Consider the following 26,953-nt stretch of genomic DNA (forward strand, 5'->3'; position numbering starts at 1 on the left):
GAGGTTTACTTGCAGTCCTTGTCGAGGTATTCGCGGATGTACCTGTCATCGACCGCCTCGGCGATCGTGGCGCGCGAGATCGGCTGCGTGATCGCCTTCGCCTCGCGCAACGCTTCGCCCGCGACGAACAGCTTCTCGGTCAGGCCGGCCGACTTGTTGGACAAGGTCCACGGCGAATCGGGCTTGAGCTGCGATTCGATGGACGGGATCAGCAGCGTCTCGTAGGTTTCCTTGGCCGTCTTGTAGGGAATGTTGAAGGCTTCCTGCATGGTTCGGATCGCATGCTCCGGATCCTTGCGCGCCGCCTCCATCGCCAGCGCCTGCACCTTCACCAGCTTGCAGCCCACCGACGGATTCGTCTTCAGGAAATCAGGGCGTATCGCCACCGTCGTGGCGCACACGCCGCCGTCCTTCATGAAGTCCTTGTCCCAGCTGACGATCTTGTAGCCGGCATCGCGCCACAGCAGGTTCCACGGGCCCCACATGAAGGCGGAGTCGATCTGGCCGTTCTGCAGCGCCGTCTGCATCAGGTTCGGCGCCAGGTTCGAGGCGTGCAGCGCCGAGCGCTGCGTGCCGGCCGCACGCGCCGCGAGAACCATCGACACCTCCGAGCAGGTGGCCGTCGACGCGCCGATGTTCTTGCTCTTGGCGATGTCCTTGTAGCTCTCGATGCCGCTCGCTGGATTGACCACGTAGGCCATCTGGCTCGACGAATCCAGCGGCACCAGCACGAACTTCAGCGGGATGCCCTGGCCCAGCATGAACAGTGTCGCAAGGCCCGTCCAGGCGACGTCGAGGCTGCCGCTCTTCATGCCCGCGATCAGCGGTGCGCCGGACTGGAACATGAAGAACTTGGGTGCGAGCCCGACCTTCTCGAACAGCTTGAGGTCGCGCGCGATGTAGGCCGGCCAGTAGTTGGAGATCGGCAAGCCGATGTTCACCGGCGTGAGTGCGCCGACCGGCGGCGCGGCGGCAGGCTGAGCCTGGACCTGTGGCATCACCGACGCGGCGGCCAGCGCCGTGACGGCCATCAATTGGCGAACGAATCTGCTGAACATGGTTGTCTCCTTCTTTGTGTATGCCTCTGGCGGCGTTTGCATGAATGGGGCTAGGACTTCCGGGCGTGCACGTCGTCGAGCGCGACGCTCAGCTGATAGACGTCGGGTCGCAGGAAGTGGGTCGTCATCTCGACCGGGTTGCCGTCGGTGTCGCGCGTGATGCGCTCCAGCACCAGCAGGAAGGTGCTTTGCGACAGCTCCAGCTTCTGGCTCAGCTCCGGCGTGGGCTGGCGGCAGCTGACCAGGAACTCCGCGCGCGACAGCGAGATGCGCAGCTTCTTGGACAGCACGTTGTAGAGCGGCTGCGCCTCGACGTCCGACTGGCTGAGCTTGCGGCCGAGGTGATGCGGCAGATCGATGCGGGTGACCGCGTGCGGAATGCCGCCCGACACATACAGCCGCTGATAGGACAGCACCGGCTTGTCCCATGCCTGGAGCGCATCCGGAAGGCTGGGCGAATCGACCCAGCCGAAATGAATGAGCTCGGTGTGAAGGTCTTCCCCGGCGTTGCGGAAGGTCTCCATGAAAGGCGCGAGCCGGTCGATCGAATGGACGATCTTCGGCGTCGGCCGTGCCATGAAGGTGCCTTTGCCCTGCCGGCGCGTGAGCACGCCTTCGTCCACGAGTTGCTGGACCGCCTTGCGCACCGTGGAGCGGCTGACGGAGAACACCTCGACCAGTTCGGCCTCGGTGGGCAGTTGCTGGCCCACCGCCATGTTCGCCACCAAGTGGCCGCGCAGCCGGTCGGTGACTTGCTCATAGAGAGAGCGGTCGCTTTCGCGTTCGAGGTTTTCGAGCAGGGCATTCATCTGTCTGTCTTTCTCAAATCTGCTTGCATTGCCGAATATGTTTGCTATGATGTGCATACAATAGCAGACAACTTAGAAGTTCGCAAGCCCAAACCCTCTGAACGGAGCAATGAAGATGGAGACAGTCGAGACCCTTGCCCGCGCCCCGGACGGCCGCCCGCCTTCGGGCGGTTCCAGCATTTCCTTTCGCGGTGTGACCAAGCGCTATCCCGGCGCCAAAGGCAGCACCGGCGCCACGCTGGCGCTGGATGACTTCAACCTGGAGATCGCCAGTTCCGAGATCTTCTCCATCGTCGGTCCCACCGGCTGCGGCAAGTCGACCGCATTGAATCTGGTGGCCGGCTTCGAAGCCGTCAGCGCCGGCGGCGTCTACGCAGGCAACCACGCCGTCAGCGAGCCGGGCATGGACCGCGCGGTGGTGTTCCAGCACCCTTCCCTGTTTCCGTGGCTTAGCGTGATGGACAACGTGACGCTGGGCCTGAAGTGCCGCGGCGTCTGCGCCGCCGAACGCGAAGCCCGCGCCACGCACCTGCTGCGCGAGGTCGGCCTCAGCGGCTTCGAGCGCCACTATCCCTACCAGCTGTCCGGCGGCATGCAGCAGCGCGTGCAGATCGCGCGTGCGCTCATCAGCGAACCCAGGGTCCTCCTGATGGACGAGCCCTTCGGCGCACTGGACTACCAGACGCGGCTGATGATGCAGCGCCTGCTGCTCGATCTGTGGAAGGTGTTCCGGCCGACCATCTTCTTCATCACGCACGACGTGGCCGAGGCGATCTACATCTCCGATCACGTCGTGGTCATGACGGGCCGGCCCGGCAAGGTGAAGGTCAAGATCGAAGTCACCGAGCCCAAGCCGCGCAGCTACCAGTTCCTCAGCTCCCCGGAGTTCGTCGCCTTGCAGGCCAAGCTGCTCGAGGCCGTGCAGCAGGCCGCGGACGCCGTGCACGGCGCCGCCCGCAGCGCCGATCGCCGCATGGAGGTGCACTGATCATGAGAAACACGTCCTCCGCCGTCGCGCCCAGGGCCTTGCTGCAGGCAACCGACGCGGCGCAACCTCCATCGAAGGCCTCCATGAAGCTACCTTTCGTGCCGTCCCTCACCATCTCCACGCTGGCGGTCATCGTGCTGGCGCTCGCGTGGCAGATCGTCAGCACGTCCGGCTGGATACCGCAGGGCTATCTGCCGAGTCCCGCGGAGCTGTTCCGCGAGACGGTCGTGCTGGTCAGGGAAGGCTACAAGGACGCCTCGCTGTGGCAGCACATCGAGATCAGCCTCTACCGGACGCTGGCCGGCTTCGCCCTGGGCGTGCTGTTCGGCGTGCCGCTCGGACTGCTGACGGGCTTCAGCCGCGTCGGCGGCGCGATCGCGTCGCCGATCATGGCCTTCGTGCGCCCGATCCCGCCGATCGCGTTCATTCCGATGGTCGTCCTCTACTTCGGCCTGGGCGAAGTCGGCAAGGTGATCCTGATCTTCTGGACCTCCTTCAACTACGTGCACGTCAACGCGCATGCCGGCGCGGCCAACGTGCCCATCGCCTACCTGCGGGCCGCCAAGTCGCTCGGCCTGACGCGGTTCCAGCTGTTCACGCGCATCGTCTTCCCGGCCTCCATCCCGCAGATCTTCACCGGCCTGAAGGTGGCCATGGCGCTGAGCTGGGCGGTCGTCGTGGCGGCCGAACTGACCGGTGCCCAGTCGGGCCTGGGCTACATGATCGCCGACGCCGCGCTGACCTTCCGCATCCCCGTCGTGTTCATCGGCATCGTGCTGATCGGCGCGATCGGCCTGCTGCTGAACCTGTTCCTCAACCTGCTCGAGTCGCGCCTGGTGCACTGGCGCGGACGCTGAGCCTGGAGATTCCATTGATCGACAAACTCAAGCAATCGGCGGCGGCCGCCGTCGCGACCGTGCAGAGCGGCAGCGTCATCCTCGTCGGCGGTTTCGGCGACATCGGCGTGCCGCTCGAACTGGTCGACGCGCTGGCCAGCCGCGACGTCCATGACCTGACGCTGGTGTCCAACAATGCCGGCACCGGCGACCGCGGCCTGTCGCTGCTCTTCAAGCACCGGCGCGTCAGCCGCCTGATCGCCTCCTTCCCTTCGCAGCAGGGCGCCGACCACTTCTTCGCCGCCCATGCGGAAGGCGGCGTCGAGGTCGAGCTGGTTCCGCAGGGCACGCTGGCCGAACGCCTGCGCGCCGGCGGCTCCGGCCTCGCCGGCTTCTTCACGCCCACAGGCTACGGCACCGAGCTGACGCAGGGGAAAGAAACACGCGTGATCGACGACCGCGGCTATGTGTACGAGAAGGCGATCGTCGGCGACTTCGCGCTGGTGGCCGCGCACCGTGCCGACCGCTCCGGCAACCTGCGCTATCGGCTGGCCAGCCGCAACTTCAATCCGCTGATGGCGATGGCCGCGCGCCACACCATCGCGCAGATCCAGGAACTCGTGCCGCTGGGCGACATCGACCCGGACGACGTGCACACGCCGGGCGTGTTCGTCAACCAGATCGTGGAGACGCTGCAATGAGCAGGGGCTGGAGCGACACCGAGCTCGCGCGCCGCGTGGCGGCCGAGCTGCCGGACGGCGCCTGCGTCAACCTGGGCATCGGCCTGCCGACGGCGGTCGCGGGCCACATACCGGCCGGCGTGGACGTGCTGCTCCACAGCGAGAACGGCATCATCGGCATGGGCCCCGACCCGCTGCCGGGCCAGGCCGACCCCGACGTCGTGAACGCGGGCAAGAAGCCGGTGACGCTGGTGCGCGGCGCCGCGATCGTCCATCAGGCCGATTCCTTCTCGCTGATCCGCGGCGGTCGGCTCGACTATTCGATCCTCGGCGCCCTGCAGGTCTCGGCCGGCGGCGACCTCGCCAACTGGCGCGTGCCCGGTGCCAAGGGCGTGGGCGGCGTCGGCGGCGCCATGGACCTCGCCGTCGGTGCCAAGAAGGTGCTGGTGATGATGCGCCAGACCGGCAAGGACGGACTACCCAAGCTGGTGTCCGAATGCTCCTTCCCGCTGACCGCGCCGCGCTGCGTCAGCACCGTGTTCACCGACCTCGGTGTCATCGACTGCACGCACGAGGGCTTCGTGGTGCGCGAACTCGCGCCCGGCGTCACCGAATCCGACATGCGGGCCGCCGTGAGCGGCCCGGTCCAGATCAGGCTCCAGTAGCGCAGCGCGCGACGGATCCATTCCCTTCATCAGACCCACAAGGAGATATCCAGTGTCAAGGTTCAACAAGAAGATCGTCGCCATCACGGGCGGCGGCGGCGGCATGGGCGTGGAGCTCTGCGGACTCTTCCAGTCCGAGGGCGCGAGCGTCGTCGTCATGGACGCCAGCGAGGCCGCCGTGCAGGCCGGCGTGCGCGCGGTCGAGGGCCAGGCGCTCGGCGTGGTCGTCGACGTGGCCAGCGAGGCCAGCGTCGAAGAGGCATTCGCCCGCGTCGTCGAGCAATACGGCCGCATCGACGTGCTGGTCTGCGCGGCCGGCGTGCGGCCCATGGCACAGCTGCTCGACCAGGCCACCGCCGAATGGGAACGCTGCCTGCAGATCAACCTCACCGGCGTCTTCCTGTGCAACCGCATCGCGGCGCGCCACATGGTGGCGCAGGGCGGCGGCTCGATCATCAACATCGCCTCGATCAACGGCGTGCGCGCCTGCACCGGCATGGGCGCATACAACGTGTCCAAGGCCGGCGTGATCGCGCTGACCCAGACCCTGGCGTGCGAGGTGGCGCCGCAGAAGGTGCGCGTCAACGCCATCCTGCCGGCGCAGGTCGAGACGCCGATGATCAAGGAGCAGGTCGGCGAGGAACGCCGCCGGCGCGAGGAGCGCATTCCGATGGGCCGCTACGGCAAGCCGCACGAGATCGCCAGCGCGGTGGCCTTCCTGGCCTCCGACGATTCGTCCTTCATGACCGGCCATGCGATGGCGGTCGACGGCGGCTACCTCGCGTTCGGCTTCAGGCCAGTGGTCTACGCCTGAAAGGAGACGACATGAATCTCACGTTCAAGGAAGTCGACCAGATTCTTCGCATCATCGAGGAATTCCCCGCCGCCGAAGTCCGCTTCGAATACGGCGACCTCAAGCTGCATGTGCGCCGCGAGACCGCGCGCGAAGCGGGCAGCGCCGCGCCTGCGGGCATGGCATCGCCCGCTGCTGCGCTCGCACCCGCTGCGGCACCGGCTGCGGCCGCACCGGCGCAGCCGAAGCCCGCCGCTGCAGCGCCGGCCAAGACCAAACGACTGTCGGCACCGGAGCAGCGCGAAGGCCTGGTGCCCGTCACCGCGCCGATGATGGGCGTCTACTACGCGGCGCCCTCGCCGGACGCCGCGCCCTTCGCCTCCGTGGGCCAGAAGGTGTCGGAAAGCTCGGACCTCTGCATCATCGAAGTGATGAAGGTCATGAACACGATCAAGGCGCCGTGCGCCGGCACCGTGGTCGAGATCGTCGCCGCCAACGCCGCGATGGTGGAGCAAGGCAGCGCGATGCTGTGGATCCGCCCCGACGCGGCCCGGAGCTGAGCATGGCCGTTGTCAACCTCAAGCCCTGCGCCATCGCGGGCGTCGCCGAGTCCGACCTGGGCACGGTGCCGGACCGCACGGCCACCGACCTCGCGGTCCAGGCCTCGCTCGCGGCGCTCGACGATGCCGGATTGAAGGTCTCGCAGGTGGACGCCGTGTTCACCTGCAACCTGTCGCGCTTCTCGGCCATCCAGCTGTCGGAGCATCTGGGCATCCAGCCGCGCTACCTCGACAGCACGCTGGTCGGCGGCGCGTCCTTCGAGATGCATCTGGCCCACGCCTGCGCCGCCATCCAGGCCGGACTGTGCGAGGTCGCGCTGATCGCCTATGGCAGCGTGCAGCGTTCGAAGCGAGCGCGCAAGCTCGAAGGCTTCGTCGAGTCGGGCACCTCGGCCGCGCAATACGAGACCGTGTACGCGCCGCTCTACCCGCTGTCTTTCTACGCCATGGTGGCCCAGCGCTACATGCACGACTACGGCGCCACACCGGAGCAACTGGCGAACGTCGCCGTGTCCGCGCGCCAGTGGGCCGCGCTCAATCCGAAGGCCTTCAAGCGCGAGCCGCTGACAGTCGCGGAAGTGCTCGCCTCGCCGATGGTCAGCTCGCCGCTGCACGCACTGGACTGCTGCCTCGTCACGGATGGCGGCGGCGCGGTCATCGTCACCTCGCTGGAACGCGCGAAGACGCTGGCCAGGCGGCCGGTGCAGGTGCTCGGCTACGCGGAGACCACCACCCACGACGCGATGTCGCAGGTGCCCGATCTGCTGCACCACGGCTCCGCCGTCACCGGCGCGCGCGCGCTCGGCATGGCGGGCGTCACGACGAAGGAGATCGACGTCATCCAGATCTACGACGCGTTCACCATCAACGTGCTGGTCGGCCTGGAGAACCTCGGCTTCTGCCAGCCCGGCGAGGCCGCGGCCCTGGTGGCCGATGGATGCATCGGGCCGGGCGGCTCGCTGCCGGTCAACACGCAGGGCGGCGGCCTGTCGTACTGCCATCCGGGCATGTTCGGCATCTTCCTGCTCATCGAGGCCGTGCGCCAGCTGCGCGGCGAGTGCGGCGAGCGCCAGGTGCCGAAAGCCGAGACAGCGCTCTGCCACGCGACGGGTGGCATTTTCAGCGCGCATGCAAGCGTCGTATTGGGAGTACGTTGATGGGCCTGCAAAGATCACTGCCGGAAACCGACGGCTACGCCGGGGCCTACTGGAAGGCCGCCTCCAAGGGCCAACTGCTGATCCAGCGCTGCGCCGCCTGCGGAAAGCACCAGCACTACGCGAGGCCCTTCTGCCTGGCCTGCGGCGAACGCGATCCGGCCTGGGTGCCGGCATCCGGCAAGGGCACCGTGTGGTCCTTCACGACGGTGCATCGCGGTCCTTACGAAGACCTGCCGACGCCCTACGTGGTGGCGCTGGTGCGGCTGGAAGAAGGCGTGGTGCTGCTCTCGCACATCGTCGACGCGAAGCCCGACAAAGTGCAGTGCGACCAGGCGGTCGAGCTGCTGTTCCAGGACTTCCGCGAAGGCGTGCGGCTGCCGGTCTTCCGTCTTCGGGAGAGCGTGCGATGAAGCGCGTGCTGATCGCCAACCGCGGCGAGATCGCGCTGCGCATCGTGCGCGCCTGCAAGGAGCTCGGCCTCGAGACCGTGGCCGTGTATTCGGATGCCGACAGCGAATCGCGCCATGTGCAGCTCTGCGACATGTCGCTGCGCCTCGGTCCGCCCGCGGCCAAGCACAGCTACCTCGACAAGGCGCTCGTCATCCAGGCCGCCAAGGCCACCGGCGCGGATGCCATCCACCCGGGCTACGGCTTCCTCTCCGAGGATGCGGATTTCGCCGAGCGCTGCGCCGCCGAAGGCCTGGTGTTCGTCGGCCCGGCGCCGGATGCGATCCGCCGGATGGGCGACAAGATCGCGGCCAAGAAACTCGCCGAGTCGATCGGCGTTCCGCTCGTGCCGGGCGGCAACATCGAACCCGGCGCGGACCTCGACAAGCTCGCGCGCACGCTGCCCTACCCCGTGCTGCTCAAGGCAGCGGCCGGCGGCGGCGGACGCGGCATGCGCGTGGTCGAGCAGGCCGCCGATTTCGCGGCGTCCCTCATGCAGGCCAGCAACGAGGCGCAGGAGGCCTTCGGCGACGGCACCGTGTACTGGGAAACCTACATCGGCAACGCGCGGCACATCGAGGTGCAGGTCCTCAGCGATGCGCACGGCAACCACGTGCACCTGGGCGAACGCGACTGCTCGCTGCAGCGCCGGCACCAGAAGCTGCTCGAGGAAAGTCCGAGCCCGATGCTGACCAGCGACCTGCGCAACGATCTCTGCGGCGCGGCGGTGCGCATCGTGCGCACGCTCGACTACCGCGGCGCCGGCACCATCGAGTTCCTCTACGACGCCGACCGCCGCAGCTTCCACTTCATCGAGATGAACACGCGCATCCAGGTGGAGCATCCGGTGACGGAGGCGGTGCACGGGATCGACCTGGTGCGCGAACAGCTGCGCATCGCGATGGGCCTGCCGATCGACGAGCGCGTGCGCCATGCCAAGGCTGCGGGCTGGTCCATCGAGTGCCGCATCAACGCCGAAGACCCGGACCATGGCTTCATGCCCTCGCCGGGCCGCATCACGCGCCTGGTGCTGCCGGGCGGCCCGGGCGTGCGCGTCGACACGCATTGCGAGGCCGGCAGCCTGGTGTCGCCCTACTACGACTCGATGATCGCCAAGCTGATCGTCTGGGACGTCGACCGCGAGCATGCGCGCCGCCGGATGCTGCGCGCGCTCGAGGAGTTCGTGATCGAGGGACTGACCACCACGATCCCCTTCCACATCCGCCTGCTCAGGTCGGATGCGTTCGCCAAGTCCGCCTACAACACGCGCTGGATCGAAAAGGCCGCGCAACAGGAGCTCGCCGCATGAAGCAGATGAAATTCATGGACATCACGCTGCGCGATGCGCAGCAGTGCCTCTGGGCCACGCGCATGACGACCAGCGAGATGACGCCGATCGCCGAGACGATGGACAACGCCGGCTTCTCGGTCATCGACCTGACCGGCGGCGCGGCCATCGACTCCGCGATGATGTACCTCGCCGAGGATCCGTTCGAGCGCATCCGCGTGCTGTCGGGCCTGATCACGAAGACGCCGCTCAACTTCAACACCCGCGGCCAGAGCATCTTCCGCTGGATGCAGTACGCCGACGACGTGACCGAGTTCACGCTCGAGGTGATGCGGCGCAACGGCATCCGTTCGGTGATGGTGTTCGACGCGCTCAACGACATGCGCAACCTCGAATACTCGGTGAAGGTCGCCAAGCGGCTGGACATGCACATCATCGGCGCCGTCACCTACACGGTCAGCCCGGTGCATACCGACGCGCATTTCGTGCAGCGCACCAAGGACCTGGTGGCCCTCGGCGTGCATGCGCTGGAGATCAAGGACCCGAGCGGGCTGCTCACGCCGGAGCGTGTCGCGCACCTGATCCCGGCCCTGCGCAAGGTCACGCCGGGCCTCGAGTTGCAGCTGCATTCGCACTGCACGCTGGGCCACGGCCTGGACACCTACCTCGAAACGCTGAAGCTCGGCGAGCAGGGCGTCGACCTCATGCACACGGCCAGCCGGCCGCTGGCCTACGGCTACTCGCTGCCGAGCCACGATGCGATCCTGGATGCGCTGCCCGCGCACGGCTACGGCACGCCGGTCGACCGCGCCGCCATCGACGAGATGCAGAGCTACTTCTCCATGCTCACGCGCCGCAGCGGCCGGCCCGAGGGCGAGGTGCTGCCGGTGCAATCGGTCGACGAAGGCCATCAGGTACCGGGCGGCATGATGAGCAACCTGGTACAGCAGCTCACCGACCAGGGCCAGGCGCACCGGCTGCCCGAGGTGCTCGACGAGATCGTGCGCGTGCGCGAGGACCTGGGCTACCCGATCCTGGTGAGCCCGATGGCGCAGTACGTCGGCACCCAGGGCGTGCTCAACGTGCTGAGCGGCAAGCGCTACCAGATGGTGCCGCAGGAAATCAAGCAGTACGTGCTGGGCTACTACGGCAAGGTCGTCGGCACCATCGATCCGAAGGTGCGCGAGCTGATCGCCGGCGACGAGAAGGAAATCGACGTGCCGCCGGGCCAGACCATCGAGCCGGCGATGGCGCGCTACCGGCGCGAACTCGGTCCCTGCGCGTCCGACGAGGAGCTCGCACTCAAGATCTTCTATTCGGCCAAGACGGTGGAGGACAACCGCGTCGCGCGGCTCAACGTCGGCAAGTGGACGCACGCCACCAACGCCGCCGCGCTCCTGGCCCGTGAGCTGCTGGGCAAGAAGAACATCGAGGTCTGCGAGGTCCGCAAGAAGGACTTCTATTTCTCCGCCAACCACAACGACAGCCCGGCCGCCACGGTCGCTTGAAGAAAGAACACACCATGGTCCAGATCGAAATCATCCTGTTCCGCAACCACATGACGCTGGAGGAGCAGCACCGCTGGTGGCTCGAAGACCACGCGCCGATCGCACGCCGCATGCCGGGCCTGCGCGGCTACACCATCAACCTGGCCGACCGCGGCGAAGGCAACGAGGAGCCCGACATCTGCGGCACCGACACGCTGAGCTTCGACGACTGGGAGGCCGCGATGGTCGCCTACAAGTCGCTGGAATGGAGCGCGGCCCGGGCGCACACCGAGGCCTCCGGCGCCAAGGTGCTGCGCACCTGGATCAAGCCCCAGGTGAAGATCGTCTAGCGGGACGCGGGCCATGACCGTCGAAGCCTCCCGGGCCGGCGCCGCCGATGCGGCCTGTGAAACCGCTCTCAGCCGGATGGCCGATGCTGCGGTTAAAGTCCATCGGGACCCCGTCGGCTTCCAGGCGGGGCATTGACCCGGCAAACACACGACGATGAACAGCCCCCGGCCCCTGGCCGACGACCCCCGGCCGGACCTGGCGCGCCGCAGCGTCGCCGCGATCTGGCACCCCTGCACGCAGATGCAGCGCGCGGCCACGGTGCCGCCGCTGGCGATGGTGCGCGGCGACGGCCCGTGGCTGTTCGACGAGGCGGGACGGCGTTACTTCGACGCCACCAGCTCCTGGTGGGTCAACCTGTTCGGCCATGCCGATGCGCGCATCAACGCGGCCGTGAAGGCGCAGCTCGACACGCTGCCGCACATCATGCTGGCCGGCTGCACGCATGCGCCGGCGGTCGAGCTGGCCGAGCGCCTCTCGGCGCTCACCGACGGCGTGCTCGGCCATTGCTTCTTCGCCAGCGACGGCGCCTCGGCGGTCGAGATCGCGCTCAAGATGAGCTTTCACCACTGGCGCAACCGCGGGCGCGAGACCAAGCGCGAATTCGCCTGCCTGCGCCACGGCTACCACGGCGAGACGCTCGGCGCCCTGGCGGTCACCGACGTGCAGGTGTTCCGCGATGCCTACGATCCCTTGCTGATGCGCGCGCACCAGGTGATGTCGCCCGATGCGCGCCAGGCGGCGGACGGCGAATCCGCGGCCGATGTCGCGCGGCGCGCGGCGGCCGAACTCGAAGCCTTGTTCGAAGCGCGGCACGCGCACATCGCCGCCTTCATCCTCGAGCCGCTGGTGCAGGGCGCGGCCGGCATGGCGATGCACGACCCGTCGTACCTGCGTGCGGTGCGAGCCCTCTGCGACCGCTACGAGGTGCACCTGATCGCCGACGAGATCGCCGTCGGCTGCGGACGCACCGGCACCTTCTTCGCGTTCGAGCAGGCCGTGCCGGCGGGCGAGCCGCGCATCTGGCCGGATCTGATCTGCCTGTCCAAGGGCATCAGCGGCGGCTACCTGCCGCTGTCGCTGGTGCTCTCGCGCGATGCCATCTACGAGGCCTTCCTCGACGACGACGTGGCGCGCGGTTTCCTGCATTCGCATTCGTACTCCGGCAATGCACTGGCCTGCCGCGCGGCGCTGGCGGTGCTCGACCGCTTCGCCGAGGACGACGTGCTGAGGCGCAATCGCGAACAGGCTGCGATGCTCACTGAAGCGCTCGCGCCGCTGGCGAGCGATCCGCGCATCGAGCACCTGCGCCAGCGCGGCATGATCTGGGCCTTCGACGTGCGCGAAGCGCATGCCGGCGCGCGCTTCGCCGAACGCTTCCATCTCGCGGGCCGTGCCAACGAGTTGCTGATCCGTCCGATCGGCCGCACGGTCTATCTGCTGCCGCCCTATGTGCTGGACAGCACCTTGTCGCCCTGGCTCGCCGGGCGCGTGCTCGCGACCCTGGACGACACCCTGAACTTCAACCCCGTAGATGCTGATCGACCACCTGAACCAGCAACTGCGTGAGCGCGAAGCGCAGGGCCTGCGCCGGCAGCGCCGCACGGCCGAGTCGCCCTGCGCGCCGCAGCAGCGCGCCGCCCTGCCCGGCCAGGCGGCGCGCGACCTGCTCGCGTTCTGCAGCAACGACTACCTGGGCCTGGCCAATCACCCGACGCTGATCGAAGCGCTGGCCGAAGGCGCACGCCGCCACGGCGCGGGCAGCGGCGCCTCGCACCTGATCAGCGGCCACTCGCAGGCGCATGCCGCGCTGGAAGAAGAGCTGGCCGCGTGGATGGCGCCCTGCATCCCCGATGCGCAGGCGCTGAGCTTCTGCACCGGCTACATGGCCAACCTGGCGCTGCTCACCGCGCTGGGCGATGCCAGCGCCACCGTCTTCGCCGACAAGCTCAACCACGCCTCGCTGATCGACGGGGCGCTGCTTGCCAAGGCACCGATGCAGCGCTACGCCCACCGCAACCTCACGGTGCTCGCGGACCAGCTGGCGCGCTGCACGACCCCGATCAAGCTGATCGTGACCGATGCGGTCTTCAGCATGGACGGCGACCTGGCCGACCTGCCCGAACTGCTCGCGCTGGCCGAGCGCTTCGATGCCTGGCTGATCGTCGACGATGCGCATGGCTTCGGCGTGCTCGGGGCGCAGGGCCGCGGCAGTCTTTCGCATTTCGACCTCTGCAGCGAACGGCTGATCTATATGGGCACGCTCGGCAAGGCCGCGGGCCTGGGCGGCGCCTTCGTGGCCGCGCACCCGAGCGTGATCGACTGGCTGGTGCAGACCGCGCGGCCCTACATCTACACCACGGCCACGCCGCCGGCGCTCGCGCATGCGGTGCGCGAAAGCCTGCGGCTCATCGGCGGCGACGAAGGCGAACGGCGGCGCGCGCAGCTGCGGCAACGCATCGGCGAACTGCGCACGCAGCTCGCGGCGCTGATCGAATCGCGGCCCGGCCTCGGCTGGCAACTGGCCGCATCCGACACCGCGATCCAGCCGCTGATCGTCGGCGACAACGCCACCGCGCTGGCGCTCGCGGCAGCGCTCGATGCACGCGGCCTGTGGGTGCCCGCGATCCGTCCGCCCACCGTGCCGGCCGGCACCGCGCGGCTGCGCATCACGCTCAGCGCCGCGCACACGCCGCAGGATGTGCAGCGCCTGGTCGATGGCCTGTCGCACGCAGCCGATGCCTTGTTGTCGGAGGCCACGGCATGAACCAGGCCCTTGCGTTGCACGGCTGCTTCGTCACCGGCACCGACACCGAGATCGGCAAGACCCGCATCAGCGCGGCGCTGCTGCATGTGTTCGCAGAGGCAGGCCGGCGCTCGGCCGGCCTCAAGCCGGTGGCCGCCGGCATCGACCTGATCGACGGCCAGCGCGTCAACGAGGACGTGCGCGCGCTGCGCGATGCCGGCTCGCTGCCGCTGACCGATGCCGAGGTCGGCCCGATGCAGTTCGAGGCCGCCTGCGCACCGCACATCGCGGCCGCGCTCGAAGGCCGCGCCATCGACCGCCGCGCCCTGCTGGATGCGGCCTGTGCCCTGGCCGCGCGTGCCGACGTGCTGGTGGTCGAAGGCGTCGGCGGCTTCTGCGTGCCGCTCGGTGCCGACTGGGACACCGCCGACCTCGCCCGCGACCTCGGTCTGCCTGTGGTGCTGGTCGTCGGCCTGCGCCTGGGCTGCATCAGCCATGCGCTGCTCACGGCCGAGGCCATTCGTTCGCGCGGCCTCAGGCTGGCCGGCTGGGTCGGCAACCGCGTCGTGCGCGACATGCCCTGGGCCGACGACAACGTGGCCGCGCTGCGCCATGAACTCGAACGCCGGCATGGCGCGCCCTGCCTGGGCGTCGTGCCCTGGCTGGCCGACCCGTCGCCGGCGGCCGTGGCCGCTCATCTGGATATCGCCGCCCTGCACGGCGTCCTTGCTTCAAGCTCTTGCCTCTTTTCTTCCTGAAGGAACCCATGACCACGCTCGCCTCCATCCCCGTCGACACGCTGCGCAAGTCCATCCCCCGAGCCGCCGTGGCGCCGTCGGCGCCCCCGCGCTGGTCGGTCGCCGATGTCGAAGCGCTCTATGCGCTGCCCTTCATGGACCTGATGTTCCGCGCCCAGCAGGTGCACCGCGCGCACTTCGACGCCAACGAAGTGCAGCTCTCGACCCTGCTGTCCATCAAGACCGGCGGCTGCGCCGAGGACTGCGGCTACTGCCCCCAGTCCTCCCACTTCGACACCGGTGTCGAAGCCAGCAAGCTGATGCCGGTGGCCGAGGTGCTCGAAGCCGCCCAGGCCGCCAAGGCCCAGGGCGCCACGCGCTTCTGCATGGGCGCGGCCTGGCGCAGCCCCAAGGAGCGCGACATGGAGAAGGTGACCGAGATGGTCCGCGAGGTGCGCGCCCTCGGCCTGGAGACCTGCATGACGCTGGGCATGCTCGAAGCCGAACAGGCGCAGGCCCTGAAGGATGCGGGCCTGGACTACTACAACCACAACCTCGACAGCGCCCCCGACTTCTACGGCAGCATCATCAGCACCCGCACCTACCAGGACCGGCTCGATACGCTGGGCCATGTGCGCGAGGCCGGCATCAACGTCTGCTGCGGCGGCATCGTCGGCATGGGCGAGAGCCGGGTGCAGCGCGCCGGCCTGATCGCGCAGCTGGCCAACCTCGATCCCTATCCGGAATCGGTGCCCATCAACAACCTGGTGGCGGTGCCGGGCACGCCGCTGGCGGACACGCCGGCGCTCGATCCCTTCGAATTCGTGCGCACGATTGCTGTGGCGCGCATCACCATGCCGGGCACGATGGTGCGCCTGTCGGCCGGGCGCGAGCAGATGGACGAGGCCTTGCAGGCGCTGTGCTTCGCGGCCGGCGCCAACTCGATCTTCTATGGCGACAAGCTGCTGACCACCAGCAACCCGCAGGCCGAGCGCGACCGGGCGCTGTTCGAGCGGCTGGGCCTGAAGGTGCAGGGCGAGCGGCCGGCCGAGCGCAGCGCCCAGGCTTCATGAGCGCAGTCCTCGATGCGCCGCTCGCGGCGTTGAGGCACCCGATCGTCGACGCCGCCTTCCTGGCCGCCCCCTATCCCGCCTACCACGCGCTGCGCGAGGCCGGGCCGGTCCACTGGAGCGAGGAGTTCTTCGGCGGCGCCTGGCTGCTCACGCGCCATGCGGACGTGGAGAAGGTGCTGCGCGATGCGCGCTTCTCGGCGCAGCGCACGGGCGGCTGGGTCCGCAACGCCGAGGCGGTGCCGGGCGAGCTGTCGCGCTTCCAGCAGGTCTTCGCGCGCGCGATGCTCTTCGTCGATGCGCCCGATCACACGCGGCTGCGCAAGCTGATGAACGCGGGCTTCCGGCCCGAGCTGCTGCAGCGGCTGGCACCGTTCATGGAACAGGCCATCGACGATTTGCTGGATGCCGTCGAAGGCCAGTCCGGCTTCGATTTCATGCAGGCCGTGGCGCGGCCGCTGCCGATGCGCGTGATGACCCGGCTGATGGGCATCGAGGCGGCGACGCACGAGGCTTTCGCGGCCTGGTCCGACGATCTGTCGGCCTTCATCGGCGCACCGGCACCGACGCGCGAACTCGCGCGGCGTGCGCAGACGAGCCTGCTGGCGATGACGCGCTATTTCGAGGAAGCGCTGCCGCACAAGCGGCGCCATCCCGGCGACGACCTGCTGAGCCTGCTGGCGCAGGCCGAAGCGGCGGGCCGGATCGAGGGCGGCGCCGAGTTGCTGGCGCAGTGCGCGATGCTGCTGTTCGCGGGCCATGAGACCACGCGCAATCTGCTGGGCAACGGGTTGAAGGCCTTGCTGGACCATCCGGCGCAGTGGCAGCGCCTTCAGCGCGAGCCGGCCTTGCTGCCCGGCGCGGTGCGCGAGCTGTTGCGCTATGACAGCCCGGTGCAGTACACGGGCCGGCGGGTGGCGACCGATCTGGTGCTGCACGGGCAGCTGCTGCGCCGGGGCGATCTGGTGGTGGCGCTGATCGGTGCGGCCAACCGGGATCCGGCGCGCCATGCGCATCCGGATGCGCTCGATGTCGCGCGCGAGGACGTGGGCTCGCTGTCCTTCGGCTCGGGGCCGCATGCATGCATCGGCGCGGCGCTCACGCGCATGGAGGCGCAGGCGGTGTTCGGTGCGCTGCTGCGGCGCTGGCCGGGCTTGCGAGCGGCCGATGGCGTCGCGCAGTGGAATGGCAATCCGGTCTATCGCGGGTTGAACGCACTGAACGTGCAGGCCTGAGCCGTCCCCGGCGCTACCTGGCCAGCACAGCCTTCGCCGCGGACTTCTTCGCCGGCACCGACTTGCGCGCGGCCGCCCGGTCGCGCGGCTCGAGAAACTCCAGCACCACGTCGCAGATGTGCGCGCGCCATTTGGCGCGCCGCGGCCGCGTCATCAGGTCGGCGCCGATCCAGCGCGAGCAGGTGTACTGGTTGGAAACGTAGAAAAAGCCGAGCGACATGATCGTCATCAGCACATGCTCCGACGACACGTCGGTGCGGAACACGCCTTTCGCCTGGCCGCTGGCCAGCAGCGCCGACACCGTCTCCACCAATGGAAACGAGGTCCGCTCGACCTGCGCCGAGGCCTGGATGTGCTTGCCGCGCAGCAGGTTCTCGTTCATCAGCAGGCGCACGAGATCGGGATGCGTCACGTAGTGGTCCCACGAATGCTCGACCAGCTGGCGCATGCCCTCGACGGGATCGCTGGGCATCACGAAGTCGCGCTGCGCGCCGATCATGTCGGCGTAGATCTTTTCGAGCACCGCCTGGTAGAGCCGCTCCTTGTTGCCGTAGTAGTAGTACAGCATGCGGTCCACGGTCTTCGCGCGCTGGCTGATGCGCTCGATGCGCGCGCCCGCGAAGCCATGCTCCGAGAACTCGAACACCGCCGCATCGAGGATGCGCGCCTCGAGCTGCTCGGAGCGCGGCTGCGGTGCGCCGCGCCGCGTCGGGCCGCCCTCTTCGGTGGCCCCTGCCGCAGCGGCCTTGGCCGGTGCGCCGGGTTCGATGCTGGGGTCCAACGATTTTTTTCTGGGCATTGCCGCTTCTCTTCTTGTGCTGGCTTCGTATTCTGGCCTATGCCCGCATGCGCGCGTCCACGCCCGGATCCGGACGCGGCGCGGCATCGCCGGCCGGCTTCGACACGGCGCCGCCGATGCGCAGGCGCTTCGGCGGCGCCAGTGCCAGCACGCGTCCGAACACGCCGACCGGAAAGAACACCACCACCACCACGAACACGCCGCCGAGCAAGAGCAGCCAGTAGTTGCCGAAGCGCTCGGACAGCGCCGACTCGACGCTGCGCACCAGGATCGCACCGAGGAAGGCGCCCATCAGCACGCCGCGGCCACCGACCGCGACCCAGATCAGCACCTCGGTCGACAGCGAGAAGCCGATCAGCGTCGGCGACACGAAGCCGAAGAACTTGGCGAACATCGCGCCGGCCAGTGCCGACACCATGGCCGAGAGCACGAAGGCGATGGTCTTGTGCAGCGCGACGTTGTAGCCGAGGAAGGTGGCGCGGCGGTCGTTGTCGCGCACCGCCGCGAGCACGGTGCCGAAGGGCGTGCGCGTCAACCAGCGCAGCAGCGCATAGACGCCGAGCGCGACCGCGAAGGCCAGCAGGTACTGGGCCGTCGAGTCCGGCACGCGGTCGGCGATGAAGGCCGGCAGGTCGAGCGGCGCGATGCCGAACAGGCCGTTGTTGCCGCCGACGAAATCCCAGCGGCCGGTGGCCGTTTCGACGATCACGGCAGCGCACAGCGTGACGACGCCGAAGTAGGCGCCGGCGAGGCCGCGGCCATAGAACAGCATCGAGCCGAGCACCGCCGCCGCCAGCCCGCTGACGGCAAAGGCCAGCATCAGGCCGTTGAAGGTGCTGGGCGCGATGCCCGGCAGCATGCCGAGCGAAGTCAGACCCATCGCATAGGCGCCGAGCCCGAAGAAGATCGCCTGCCCGAAGGACAGCACGCCCACGTGGCCCCACAGGAAGCCGAGGCCGAGCGCGAAGATGCCGTAGGTCATGAACTGCGCGAGCTGCGACTGCGCCCATTCGCCGAGCACCAGCGGCACCAGGCCGAGCGCGAGCCAGATGACGGGCGTCGCCCATCCGCGCGAGAGAGCGAAGCGCTTCATGGCCGGCGCCTTCCGAACAGGCCGCTCGGGAACAGCCGGATGATCACGATGGCCAGCGAGAACACCACGATCTGCGCGAACACCGGATCGCGCAGCGCCGCGAGGCCGGTGCTGCCGCCGGAGATCAACGCCGCGCCGACCACCACGCCGATGAAGCTGCTGGCGCCGCCGACCAGGATCGAGAGGAAGGACGGAATCAGGAAGCCGGCACCCATCTGCGGGTCCACGCTCATCAGCGGCGCCATCGCGGCGCCCGCGAAGCCGGCCAGCGCCGCGCCCGCCATAAAGGTGCCGACGTCGAGCCGGCGCGTGTTGACGCCCAGCGAGGCGGCCATCGCGCGGTTGGCGATGACGCCGCGGATGGTCAGGCCCACGTGGGTGCGGTAGAGCAGCACGAAGGTCAGCGCCGTGAGCACCACCGAGGCGCCCATCACGAACAGCCGGTAGCCCGGATAGGCCATGCCCAGCACGCTCACCGTGACGCCCAGCGGATCGGGCACGCTCTGCGAAGTCGGGCCGAAGATCACCACGATCAGTTGCTTGAGCATCAGCGACAGGCCCCAGGTCGCGAGGATCGAATCGATGAAGCGGTGGTAGACGAAGCGCACCACCGTCTGCTCGACGATCCATCCGACCGCGGCCAGCACCAGCGGCGCGAGCAGCAGCGACCACCAGAAAGGCCAGCCGGCGCGCGTCGCGGCCACGGCGGTGTAGGCGCCGAGCAGGAAGAACTCCCCGTGCGCCATGTTGATCACGTTCATCAGCCCGAAGATGATCACCAGCCCGAGCGCCACCAGCAGCAGCACGAGGAAGAAGCTGGTGCTGTCGAGCACCAGGGCCAGGAAGTTCGCGGTCGTCATCGGATCTTGTTCCGTTCAGGCGGACAGGTAGCGGCGCACCAGCGGCGCGTCGGCATGCAGCGCGTCGACCTCGGCCGCATCGGCGATCGCGCCGCTCTCGATGAAGAGGCAGCGCCCGGCCATCGCGCGCACCAGGTCGAGGTTCTGTTCGACCAGCAGCACCGCCAGGCCCTGCTCGGCCGCGATGCGCCGGATGGTGGCGCCGATCTCCATCACGATCGAAGGCTGGATGCCTTCGGAGGGCTCGTCGAGCAGCAGCAGCTGCGGCCGGCCGACCAGCGCACGCATGATCGCCAGTTGCTGCTGCTGGCCGCCGGACATGGTGCCGGCGCGCTGGCGCCGCCGCTCGGCCAGCACCGGAAAAGTGGTCCAGGCCCACTCGGGCAAGGTGCGCGACAGGCCGGGCTTGCCGAGCACACCCATCATCAGATTCTCCTCGACCGAGAAGTCGGCAAAGATGTCGCGCCCCTGCGGCACGTAGCCGACGCCGAGCTGCGCCACCTGGAAGGCGGCGCGCTTCGTCAGCTCTTGATCGTTCAATCGCATCGAGCCGCTGAGGTGCGGCAGGTGGCCGGTGATGGCCCGCATCAGCGTCGTCTTGCCCATGCCGTTGCGCCCCATCAGCGCGGTCACGCTGCCGCGCTCGAGCGCGAGCGAGATGCCGCGCAGCACCTGGCTGCCCTTGAGGTAGCCGCCGCTGAGCTCAGTGGCCTGGAACATGGCTGGCCGCTCCCAGGTAGGCTTCGCGCACTTCGGGGTCGTTGCTGACCTCGGCATAGCTGCCGCGCCGCAGCACCTTGCCGCGCAACAGCGCGATGACCTCGCATTCGAGGCCGGCGACGAAATGCATGTCGTGCTCGATCGCGAGGATGGTTCGCTTGTGTTCGGTGGCGATGCGCCGGATCAGCGCCACGGTCTGCTGCGTCTCGCGGATCGTCATGCCCGCGGTCGGCTCATCCAGCAGCAGCACCTGGCTGTCGCCGGCCAGCAGCATGCCGATCTCCAGCCATTGCTTCTCGCCATGCGCGAGTTCTTCCGCGATCAGGTCGGCCCGGTGGCGCAGGCCGATCACCTCGAGCAGTTCCGCGAGACGCTGCAGATGCGCGCGCGTGCCGAGCCGGCGCCAGGGCGCGACGCGCACCATCAGCGCGGCCTCGAGATTCTCGGCCACGCTGAGCGTCGGGCAGATGCTCGGCGCCTGGAACTTGCGCAGCACGCCCAGGCGCGCGATGCGCTGCGGCGCCAGGCCGGTGATGTCGCGGCCATCGAACCAGACCGTGCCGGCCGTCGGCGCGAGGTCGCCGCTGATGACCGCCAGGAGCGTCGACTTGCCGCAGCCGTTGGGCCCGACGATGCAGTAGATCTGCCCGGCCGCCAGCGCGAGGTCGACGCCTTCGAGCGCACGCACGCCGCCGAAGTGCTTCTGCACGCCCCGCACTTCGAGCAGCGCCGTCATGCTCAGGCCTTGGTGCACTGGGACGGAGCGACCACGCGGCCGACGTCCTGCAGCAGGTCGAGGCTGCCGGCCTTGGCCACCGAGATCACGGTGTTCAGGTCGACATGGCGGTCGCTGGCGCGCAGATAGACGTCGCCGTTGCCGGTCGGGATCGTCTGGTCCAGCATCGCATCGCTGACCTTCTCCTTGTCGGCGGTCTTGGCGCGCTGCACGCCGCCGAAGTACAGGCGCATCAGGTTGTAGTGCGCATAGAGGTTGTTCGACACGATGGTCTGCGGACCGAAATGGTCGCGCACCTTCTTCACGAAGGCGACCGCCTCGGGCTTCTTCAGCGTCGAGGTGAAGCTGGAGACGGTCACGATGTCGTCGGACTCCTGCGTCGACAGGCCGGCGAGGTAGTTCTCGCTGAAGCCGAAGAACAGCACGCGCAGCTTCTTCTTGAGGCCGGCGCCGGTGAACTGCTTGATCAGCGTCACCGCATCCGCGCCGACGACGCTCACCACCAGCGTGTCGGCGCCCGAGGCCTCGATCTTGCGCAGCGTGCTGGCGTAGTCCTTGATGCCGAAGGGCACGTATTCCTCGCCCAGCACCGTGGCGCCGTTCTTCTGCGCCGAGGCGCGCACCGCCTCGTTCATGCGCTTGGGCCAGATGTAGTCGCTGCCGATCAGGTAGAGCTTCTTGCCGACGTTCTTGCTCGCGTAGCCGATCAGCGGATCGACCCAGGCGGCGGGCAGCGCCGAGAAGCAGGTGATGTAGCGGCTGCAGGTGCCGCCTTCGTAATCGGTGGCGTAGAGCAGCGGCACCTTGGCGCGCTCGATGGTCGGGCGCACGGCATCGCGCTCGGCGCTGGTGAGCGGGCCGAGGATCGCATCGACGCCATCGCGGCGGATCAGCTCCTGCGTGCGCTCGACCGCGGTCTTGGGGTCGGTGCGGGTGTCCGAGCGCACGAACTCGACCTTGTGGCCGAGCAGGCCGCCGGCATCGTTGATCTCGTCGATGGCCAGCTTGCCGCCCTGGAAGCCCTGCTCGCCCAGCGCCTCGAGGCCGCCCGAGAAGGGCTGCAGGATGCCGATCTTCACCGGCCCGCCGGCTGCGGCGCGCACCAGGCCGGGCAAGCCCAGCGTGGTCGTCGCCAGGGCCGCCGTGCCGGCGCGAAGAATGATGCGCCGTTGCGGCGAAACGATGCGTGGAGCCGACATGAGAAACCTCCAGGGTGTTCGAAAGCGAAAGAAGAGCGGATGAAGAACGAGTGGAACGGAAAGATCGGACAGCGGCCGCTTCAGGCGAATTCGAAGCGGTTGCGGATCGGCCCCTGGCCGGCATAGGCGCGCGCGACCTCGGCCGAATCGCTGACCCAGCCGAAGCTGGTGGCGATGTCGAACAGCGACGAGGTCTGCTCGCGCGCCGACGGCGCGGCCACGCAGTCCTCGGGCACGAAGACGCGGTAGCCGAGGAAGAAAGCGTCGTGCACCGTCGAGCGCACGCAGATGTTGGTGACCACGCCCATCACGACCACGCTGTCGACCTCGAGGTCCTTCAGCGTCATGTCGAGGTCGGTGCCGAAGAAGCCCGAATAGCGCCGCTTGATGACGTAGTGGTCGTCGGGCCGGGCCTTCAGCGCATCGACCACGCGCGAACCCCAGGTGCCCTCGATGCAGTGGCGCGCGCGCTTGAGGAATTCGCGGTCGCGGTGCACGCCGGGACGGTGCGCGTCGGTGATGAACACCACCGGCGCGCCGGCCGCGCGCGCGGCGTCGATCACCGCGAGTTGCGGACCGACGAGCTTCTCGTAGCCGGGCAGCACCATGGCGCCGCCTTCGACGCAGAAATCGTTCTCCATGTCCACCACCAGCACCGCGGTGCTGCGGGCCTCGATCATGGCCGGCTCCGAGATGCCCTTGGCCGAGAACTCATCCACCGATGCGCTTGCCTGGTTCATGATTCCGATCTCCATCGTGAATGTAGTACTTACTGTATTTTCAGTGACGATTATTCGTCGACATCCTGCCGCGCCGCTAGGTATTTTTACCGACCCGGGAACGCCGTTGCAACCCTTGTCGATTTTGTGTAGCATTCACTTCACTTTGATGTAGCAATCGCTACATCAAATGCAAGGACACCAAGGAATGAACCATGACCCACGTCGTCTCGGACAGCTGCATCCACTGCAAATACACCGACTGCGTCGACGTCTGTCCGGTCGACTGCTTTCACGAAGGTCCCGATTTCCTGATCATCGATCCCGACGAATGCATCGACTGCGCGGTCTGCATTCCGGAGTGCCCGGTCAACGCGATCTACGCTGAAGAAGATCTGCCGGCCGACCAGCAGCACTTCACCGCGCTGAATGCGAAGTTCGTGAAGATCTGGCCCGTGCTCGTGAAGAAGCACGAGCCGCTCCCGGAGGCCGAGGCGTGGAAGGACAAGAAGGACAAGCTCGACACGCTCACCCTTCCGCAGGAAGCCTGACGACGGTGCGCGTCAGAGGACGCCGGCTGCATCCAGCGCCACGGCCTCGTCCCATGCGCTGCGGATGAAGCGTGCCGCCGCGACGTTCTGCTCGAACAGGTCGTAGCGAGCGTTCAGTCCGTAGTCGGGCAGGTTGATCATCTCGGTGGTGAGGTATTTCAGCGGGCTGGCCGGGTTGCGCACGTGGTGCCTCAGCACCTTGCGGATCGCCTCCTTCGAGGGTTCGAGCAGGTAAGCGCTCCACGCGGAGTGCCATTGCCCGGGCGCCGGCTTGACGAAGGGGTACTGGATGCCGCGGCCGAATGCACCCTCTTCGTCCTTCCACCAGAGGTTCAGCGGCTGGTTCGGCGCGGCCGAGCGCAGCTGGGCCCAGACCACGATGTCGCGATCCAGCCAGCGCTCGCACAGCGAATGCCTCTCGAAGGGATCGAGCACGAGCGCGCCCGATTCGACCTGCGCGCGCACGCCCGAGCGCTCCAGTTCCTCCGGATTGCCGATCTTGAAATTCACGTGGCTGTAGTCGAGCGTGAAGTTGAAGGGCACGCCGCGCCGCTGCACGGCATCGGCGATCTCTTCGACGCGCAGGAATTCCTCGGTCCACATGTTGACGTGCAGCTCGAAGGCCGGCGCGACACCGAGCTTCATGCCCGCGTCGTAGACATCGAGGTAGTGCGCCACGATCTCTTCATCGCCGAGCCGATGGCCGTCCGCGTGGTGCGTGAAGGTCATGATGTTGTGGCATGCGGCGCCGACCTCCTTGCAGATCGCGAGGTTGTCGCGCAGCAGCGCATCGTCCGCGCCGAGCCGGTAGAACCAGCTGCCGGTGTGCACGGGCAGGTCGAACTCGCGCATGGCGGCGAGGTAGTCGTCGAGGTTGCTGCGCAGCGGCAGGCGGTCGAAGTAATCGAAGACGCCGGATTCGGCGACCAGCCTGAACTGCTCGCGGATCGGAAGTTCCTCCAGTCCCACCGGCCGGTCCAGGCCGGAGCGCTGCGCACCGCGGCCGTTGCATCCGATCAGGGGCCGTCGGTGTTCGTTGTTCGACATGCGCGTTCCTTTCATCGAGAAGACAACGCGGGCTACGGCACGTGCCGCAGCTTGCGCACCGTCTCGTCCGGGGGTTGCAGCTTCGCGCCGTCGATGTACGTGCCGGACGGCATCGCGCCCTTGCCGTCCTTGATCGCGGTGCGGCCGACGAAGATGCCCAGGGTCGACTGGTTGTCCTGCGCGCGGAACCTGACCGGCCCGAAAGGCGACATGAAGCCGAGGTCCTTGAACGCGGCAACCAGCTTTTCGGAATCGGTCGAGCCGGCCTTCTGGATGCCGGCCGCCAGCGCCTTGACGGTCGCATAGGCCACCACCGAATTCAGGCGCGGATAGTCGTTGTAGCGCTTCTGGTAGGCCTGCAGGAAGCTGCGGTGCTCGGGCGTGTCGATCGCGGTGTACGGGTAGCCGGTCACGATCCAGTTCGCGGGCGCATCGTCCTTCAGCGGATCGAGGTATTCGGGCTCGCCGGTCAAGAGGCTCACCACTTCCCTGCCCTCGAACAGGCCGCGGGTCTTGCCTTCGCGCGCGAACTTCGTCAGGTCGGTGCCGAACAGCACGTTGAAGATGGCGTCGGGCTTGGCATCGGCAATGGCCTGCACCAGGCTGCCCGCATCGATCTTGCCGAAGGGCGGCGCCTGTTCGGTCACGAACTCGACATCCGGCTGCGCCTTCTTCAGTTCGTCCTTGAAGGCCGCGGCCGCGGCCTGGCCGTATTCGTAGTTGGGGTAGACGAGCGCCCAGCGCTTCTTCTTCAGCTTCGCGGCCTCGCCGACCACCGACGCGGCCAGCGCGTAGGTGCCGGCACGCAGACGCCAGGTGTAGCGATTGCCGTTGTCCCAGACCACCTTGTCGCTCAGCGGACCGGAGGCCAGGAAGAAGATCTTGCGCTGCTTCGCGAAGTCGGTGATCGCCAGGCCGACGTGCGACAACGTGGTGCCCGCGATCAGGTCCACCTTCTCGCGCGCGACCAGTTCTTCCGCGACGCGGACCGCATCGCCCGCATTGGCGTTGTCGTCGCGAAAGACCGTCTCGAGCTTTTTGCCGAGCACGCCGCCCGCGCTGTTGATCTCGTCCTGCGCCAGCAGCCAGCCCTGCTTGTAGGGGCCCATGAGCTGGGGCAGTGCCTTGTAGCTGTTGATCTCGCCGATCTTGATGGTGTCCTGGGCCGCGGCGCATCCGCAACCGACGACCAGGGCCATCAGGACAGCACAGCGCAGGCGAGAACTGTTCTTCATCGTGGCACCTCGTGGAATGGATTCGTGGATGGAGGGATGGCGCGGCGGCCGTTCAGTCGGCCGCCATCTCCTGGACGATGCGGCGCATCTTGATGGACGAGGAATCGATGCCCAGGCGGATGGTGCGCCGGCCCTGGAGCTTGTCCTCGTTGCGCTGGATGGCTTCGAGGATGCGCTTGTCCTCGTCGAAGGTCATGCGCAGGTCGCTCATGAGGCGTGCATCGATCGCGGGATCGGCCGGCGAGTTCTTCAGGCAGAGCCAATGCTGCGTGCAGCTGCGCTCGTCGATCGGCGTGATGAAGTGGCAGGCGAACATCTGGATGCAGTCGCCCAGATCGCCTTCGGGCGCGCCGGTGCCGGTCTTCGCCGAGCCGAAGTCGATCACCGCGATGCTGGGCGCGTGGTAGTGGTAGTAGTGCCAGCGGTCCACGTTGCCGCCGAAGTCCTTGAGCCCGTTGAAGACCGGGATCAGCGGCCCGTCGATCACCCAGCGCCAGGTCACGACCTTGTTGCCCTCGCGCTTGTCCTGCACGGGCGTCTCGATGCGCCCTTCGCTGGCCAGCGTCGAGCGGTGCACGTAGGTGACGTGCGAAGGATCGCAGAGGTTGTCGGCCAGGCTCAGGTAGCTGGCGTCGACATGCAGCGCATCGCCTTCCACCACGCTGAAACTCGGGTCGTCGTACTGGGGCAGGTGGAACACCGCGCTGCGGTCGGCGAGTTCCGGCTTGCCCATCCAGATCCAGACCATGCCCATGCTCTCGGCCGTGGGATAGGCGCGCACCTGGATGCTTGCGGGCACCGTGTCCTGCCCGGGCACGCGCACGCAGCGTCCGCTGCAGTCGAAGGTCAGGCCGTGGTAGCCGCACTCGACGGCGTTGCCTCGCAGCGTGCCCAGCGACAGCGGCGCCAGCCGGTGCGGGCAGGCATCCTCCAGCGCGGCGACGCGGCCATCCTCGCCGCGGAAGACGACGATGTCTTCCTCCAGCACGCGCCGCTTCGTCAGTTCGTGGCGCACATCGCGCGCCCAGGCCAGCGGATACCAGGTGTTGTAGACGTATTGCTTCATGGAAGTTCTCTCGAAGGGTGTTGC

The 26,953-nt window shown here is 68.0% G+C and carries 30 protein-coding genes; 18 read left to right on the forward strand and 12 right to left on the reverse strand.

Going from position 1 to position 26,953, the window contains the following annotated elements; genetic code table 11:
* Positions 1 to 5: 5 nt before the first annotated feature.
* Positions 6 to 1,058: an ABC transporter substrate-binding protein gene (locus tag WDLP6_RS14920; protein WP_162592953.1), complete on the reverse strand. Its 1,053-nt coding sequence runs from the start codon at positions 1,056 to 1,058 to the stop codon at positions 6 to 8.
* A gap of 50 nt (positions 1,059 to 1,108) precedes the next feature.
* Positions 1,109 to 1,867: a GntR family transcriptional regulator gene (locus WDLP6_RS14925; protein ID WP_162592954.1), complete on the reverse strand. Its 759-nt coding sequence runs from the start codon at positions 1,865 to 1,867 to the stop codon at positions 1,109 to 1,111.
* A 115-nt stretch (positions 1,868 to 1,982) separates the two neighbouring features.
* Between WDLP6_RS14925 and WDLP6_RS14930 the strand changes: the two genes are divergently transcribed.
* The 17 genes from WDLP6_RS14930 to WDLP6_RS15005 all read left to right on the forward strand — a co-directional run bounded on the left by WDLP6_RS14930 (position 1,983) and on the right by WDLP6_RS15005 (position 16,904).
* Entirely contained in the window at positions 1,983 to 2,855 is an 873-nt protein-coding gene (locus WDLP6_RS14930) for an ABC transporter ATP-binding protein (protein ID WP_232077073.1), read from the forward strand.
* An 83-nt stretch (positions 2,856 to 2,938) separates the two neighbouring features.
* Complete coding sequence (locus WDLP6_RS14935; protein WP_162592956.1) at positions 2,939 to 3,712, forward strand: ABC transporter permease; 774 nt, start codon at positions 2,939 to 2,941, stop codon at positions 3,710 to 3,712.
* A gap of 14 nt (positions 3,713 to 3,726) precedes the next feature.
* A complete protein-coding gene (locus tag WDLP6_RS14940) occupies positions 3,727 to 4,392 on the forward strand; it encodes a 3-oxoacid CoA-transferase subunit A (protein ID WP_162592957.1) in 666 nt (221 codons plus the stop codon).
* Positions 4,389 to 5,036, forward strand: a complete 648-nt coding sequence (locus tag WDLP6_RS14945; RefSeq protein WP_162592958.1) for a 3-oxoacid CoA-transferase subunit B — start codon at positions 4,389 to 4,391, stop codon at positions 5,034 to 5,036. The genes WDLP6_RS14940 and WDLP6_RS14945 overlap by 4 nt, the downstream gene beginning before the upstream one ends.
* 52 nt (positions 5,037 to 5,088) lie before the next feature.
* Entirely contained in the window at positions 5,089 to 5,850 is a 762-nt protein-coding gene (locus WDLP6_RS14950) for an SDR family NAD(P)-dependent oxidoreductase (RefSeq protein WP_162592959.1), read from the forward strand.
* A gap of 11 nt (positions 5,851 to 5,861) precedes the next feature.
* Positions 5,862 to 6,389 (forward strand): acetyl-CoA carboxylase biotin carboxyl carrier protein, encoded by a 528-nt coding sequence (locus WDLP6_RS14955; protein ID WP_162592960.1) that lies wholly within the window; start codon positions 5,862 to 5,864, stop codon positions 6,387 to 6,389.
* A 2-nt stretch (positions 6,390 to 6,391) separates the two neighbouring features.
* Positions 6,392 to 7,546: an acetyl-CoA acetyltransferase gene (locus WDLP6_RS14960; RefSeq protein WP_162592961.1), complete on the forward strand. Its 1,155-nt coding sequence runs from the start codon at positions 6,392 to 6,394 to the stop codon at positions 7,544 to 7,546.
* Positions 7,546 to 7,956: a Zn-ribbon domain-containing OB-fold protein gene (locus tag WDLP6_RS14965; protein ID WP_162592962.1), complete on the forward strand. Its 411-nt coding sequence runs from the start codon at positions 7,546 to 7,548 to the stop codon at positions 7,954 to 7,956. Before WDLP6_RS14960 ends, WDLP6_RS14965 begins: the two co-directional genes overlap by 1 nt.
* Positions 7,953 to 9,302, forward strand: coding sequence for an acetyl-CoA carboxylase biotin carboxylase subunit (locus WDLP6_RS14970; protein ID WP_162592963.1), 1,350 nt, complete (start codon positions 7,953 to 7,955; stop codon positions 9,300 to 9,302). The genes WDLP6_RS14965 and WDLP6_RS14970 overlap by 4 nt, the downstream gene beginning before the upstream one ends.
* Positions 9,299 to 10,789, forward strand: coding sequence for a pyruvate carboxylase subunit B (locus tag WDLP6_RS14975; protein WP_162592964.1), 1,491 nt, complete (start codon positions 9,299 to 9,301; stop codon positions 10,787 to 10,789). The genes WDLP6_RS14970 and WDLP6_RS14975 overlap by 4 nt, the downstream gene beginning before the upstream one ends.
* A 14-nt stretch (positions 10,790 to 10,803) precedes the next feature.
* Positions 10,804 to 11,118 carry an EthD family reductase gene (locus WDLP6_RS14980; protein ID WP_162567925.1) on the forward strand — a complete coding sequence of 105 codons (315 nt, stop codon included), beginning with the start codon at positions 10,804 to 10,806 and terminating at the stop codon, positions 11,116 to 11,118.
* 13 nt (positions 11,119 to 11,131) lie between these two features.
* The gene (locus WDLP6_RS35385) at positions 11,132 to 11,254 is read left to right on the forward strand and encodes a hypothetical protein (protein ID WP_269475573.1); all 123 of its coding nucleotides are present in this window, start codon (positions 11,132 to 11,134) and stop codon (positions 11,252 to 11,254) included.
* An 18-nt stretch (positions 11,255 to 11,272) separates the two neighbouring features.
* Positions 11,273 to 12,685 (forward strand): adenosylmethionine--8-amino-7-oxononanoate transaminase, encoded by a 1,413-nt coding sequence (bioA, locus tag WDLP6_RS14985; protein ID WP_162592965.1) that lies wholly within the window; start codon positions 11,273 to 11,275, stop codon positions 12,683 to 12,685.
* Entirely contained in the window at positions 12,651 to 13,883 is a 1,233-nt protein-coding gene (gene bioF / locus WDLP6_RS14990; protein WP_162592966.1) for an 8-amino-7-oxononanoate synthase, read from the forward strand. The genes bioA and bioF overlap by 35 nt, the downstream gene beginning before the upstream one ends.
* Positions 13,880 to 14,620 carry a dethiobiotin synthase gene (gene bioD, locus WDLP6_RS14995; protein WP_162592967.1) on the forward strand — a complete coding sequence of 247 codons (741 nt, stop codon included), beginning with the start codon at positions 13,880 to 13,882 and terminating at the stop codon, positions 14,618 to 14,620. The genes bioF and bioD overlap by 4 nt, the downstream gene beginning before the upstream one ends.
* Positions 14,621 to 14,628: 8 nt before the next feature.
* Positions 14,629 to 15,672 carry a biotin synthase BioB gene (bioB, locus tag WDLP6_RS15000; RefSeq protein ID WP_162592968.1) on the forward strand — a complete coding sequence of 348 codons (1,044 nt, stop codon included), beginning with the start codon at positions 14,629 to 14,631 and terminating at the stop codon, positions 15,670 to 15,672.
* Positions 15,669 to 16,904, forward strand: a complete 1,236-nt coding sequence (locus tag WDLP6_RS15005) for a cytochrome P450 (protein ID WP_162592969.1) — start codon at positions 15,669 to 15,671, stop codon at positions 16,902 to 16,904. The genes bioB and WDLP6_RS15005 overlap by 4 nt, the downstream gene beginning before the upstream one ends.
* Before the next feature lie 13 nt (positions 16,905 to 16,917).
* On the opposite strand, the gene WDLP6_RS15010 is transcribed toward WDLP6_RS15005, so the two are convergent.
* The 7 genes from WDLP6_RS15010 to WDLP6_RS15040 all read right to left on the reverse strand — a co-directional run bounded on the left by WDLP6_RS15010 (position 16,918) and on the right by WDLP6_RS15040 (position 23,051).
* Entirely contained in the window at positions 16,918 to 17,685 is a 768-nt protein-coding gene (locus WDLP6_RS15010; RefSeq protein WP_162592970.1) for a TetR family transcriptional regulator, read from the reverse strand.
* Between the two features lie 55 nt (positions 17,686 to 17,740).
* Positions 17,741 to 18,796, reverse strand: a complete 1,056-nt coding sequence (locus WDLP6_RS15015) for a branched-chain amino acid ABC transporter permease (RefSeq protein ID WP_162592971.1) — start codon at positions 18,794 to 18,796, stop codon at positions 17,741 to 17,743.
* Complete coding sequence (locus tag WDLP6_RS15020) at positions 18,793 to 19,656, reverse strand: branched-chain amino acid ABC transporter permease (protein ID WP_162592972.1); 864 nt, start codon at positions 19,654 to 19,656, stop codon at positions 18,793 to 18,795. The genes WDLP6_RS15015 and WDLP6_RS15020 overlap by 4 nt, the downstream gene beginning before the upstream one ends.
* Before the next feature lie 15 nt (positions 19,657 to 19,671).
* Entirely contained in the window at positions 19,672 to 20,376 is a 705-nt protein-coding gene (locus tag WDLP6_RS15025; RefSeq protein ID WP_162567934.1) for an ABC transporter ATP-binding protein, read from the reverse strand.
* Entirely contained in the window at positions 20,360 to 21,112 is a 753-nt protein-coding gene (locus tag WDLP6_RS15030) for an ABC transporter ATP-binding protein (RefSeq protein WP_162592973.1), read from the reverse strand. The genes WDLP6_RS15025 and WDLP6_RS15030 overlap by 17 nt, the downstream gene beginning before the upstream one ends.
* Before the next feature lie 2 nt (positions 21,113 to 21,114).
* A complete protein-coding gene (locus tag WDLP6_RS15035; RefSeq protein ID WP_162592974.1) occupies positions 21,115 to 22,311 on the reverse strand; it encodes a substrate-binding protein in 1,197 nt (398 codons plus the stop codon).
* A gap of 80 nt (positions 22,312 to 22,391) precedes the next feature.
* On the reverse strand, positions 22,392 to 23,051 hold the full coding sequence (locus WDLP6_RS15040) for a cysteine hydrolase family protein (protein WP_232077074.1): 660 nt from the start codon (positions 23,049 to 23,051) through the stop codon (positions 22,392 to 22,394).
* Positions 23,052 to 23,245: 194 nt separating this feature from the next.
* Here WDLP6_RS15040 and fdxA point away from each other — a divergent pair, with 194 nt between their 5' ends.
* A complete protein-coding gene (gene fdxA, locus WDLP6_RS15045) occupies positions 23,246 to 23,581 on the forward strand; it encodes a ferredoxin FdxA (protein WP_162567937.1) in 336 nt (111 codons plus the stop codon).
* A gap of 12 nt (positions 23,582 to 23,593) precedes the next feature.
* Here the strand turns inward: fdxA and WDLP6_RS15050 are convergent, their stop codons facing one another.
* From WDLP6_RS15050 to WDLP6_RS15060, 3 genes are all read right to left on the reverse strand, one after another.
* Entirely contained in the window at positions 23,594 to 24,628 is a 1,035-nt protein-coding gene (locus WDLP6_RS15050; protein WP_162592975.1) for a xylose isomerase, read from the reverse strand.
* 32 nt (positions 24,629 to 24,660) lie between these two features.
* On the reverse strand, positions 24,661 to 25,827 hold the full coding sequence (locus WDLP6_RS15055; RefSeq protein WP_232077469.1) for an ABC transporter substrate-binding protein: 1,167 nt from the start codon (positions 25,825 to 25,827) through the stop codon (positions 24,661 to 24,663).
* Between the two features lie 88 nt (positions 25,828 to 25,915).
* Complete coding sequence (locus tag WDLP6_RS15060) at positions 25,916 to 26,929, reverse strand: aromatic ring-hydroxylating dioxygenase subunit alpha (protein WP_162592977.1); 1,014 nt, start codon at positions 26,927 to 26,929, stop codon at positions 25,916 to 25,918.
* Positions 26,930 to 26,953: the final 24 nt, after the last annotated feature.

Origin of the sequence: Variovorax sp. PBL-E5 (assembly GCF_901827185.1) — a bacterium.
In the GTDB taxonomy this organism is placed as follows: domain Bacteria; phylum Pseudomonadota; class Gammaproteobacteria; order Burkholderiales; family Burkholderiaceae_C; genus Variovorax.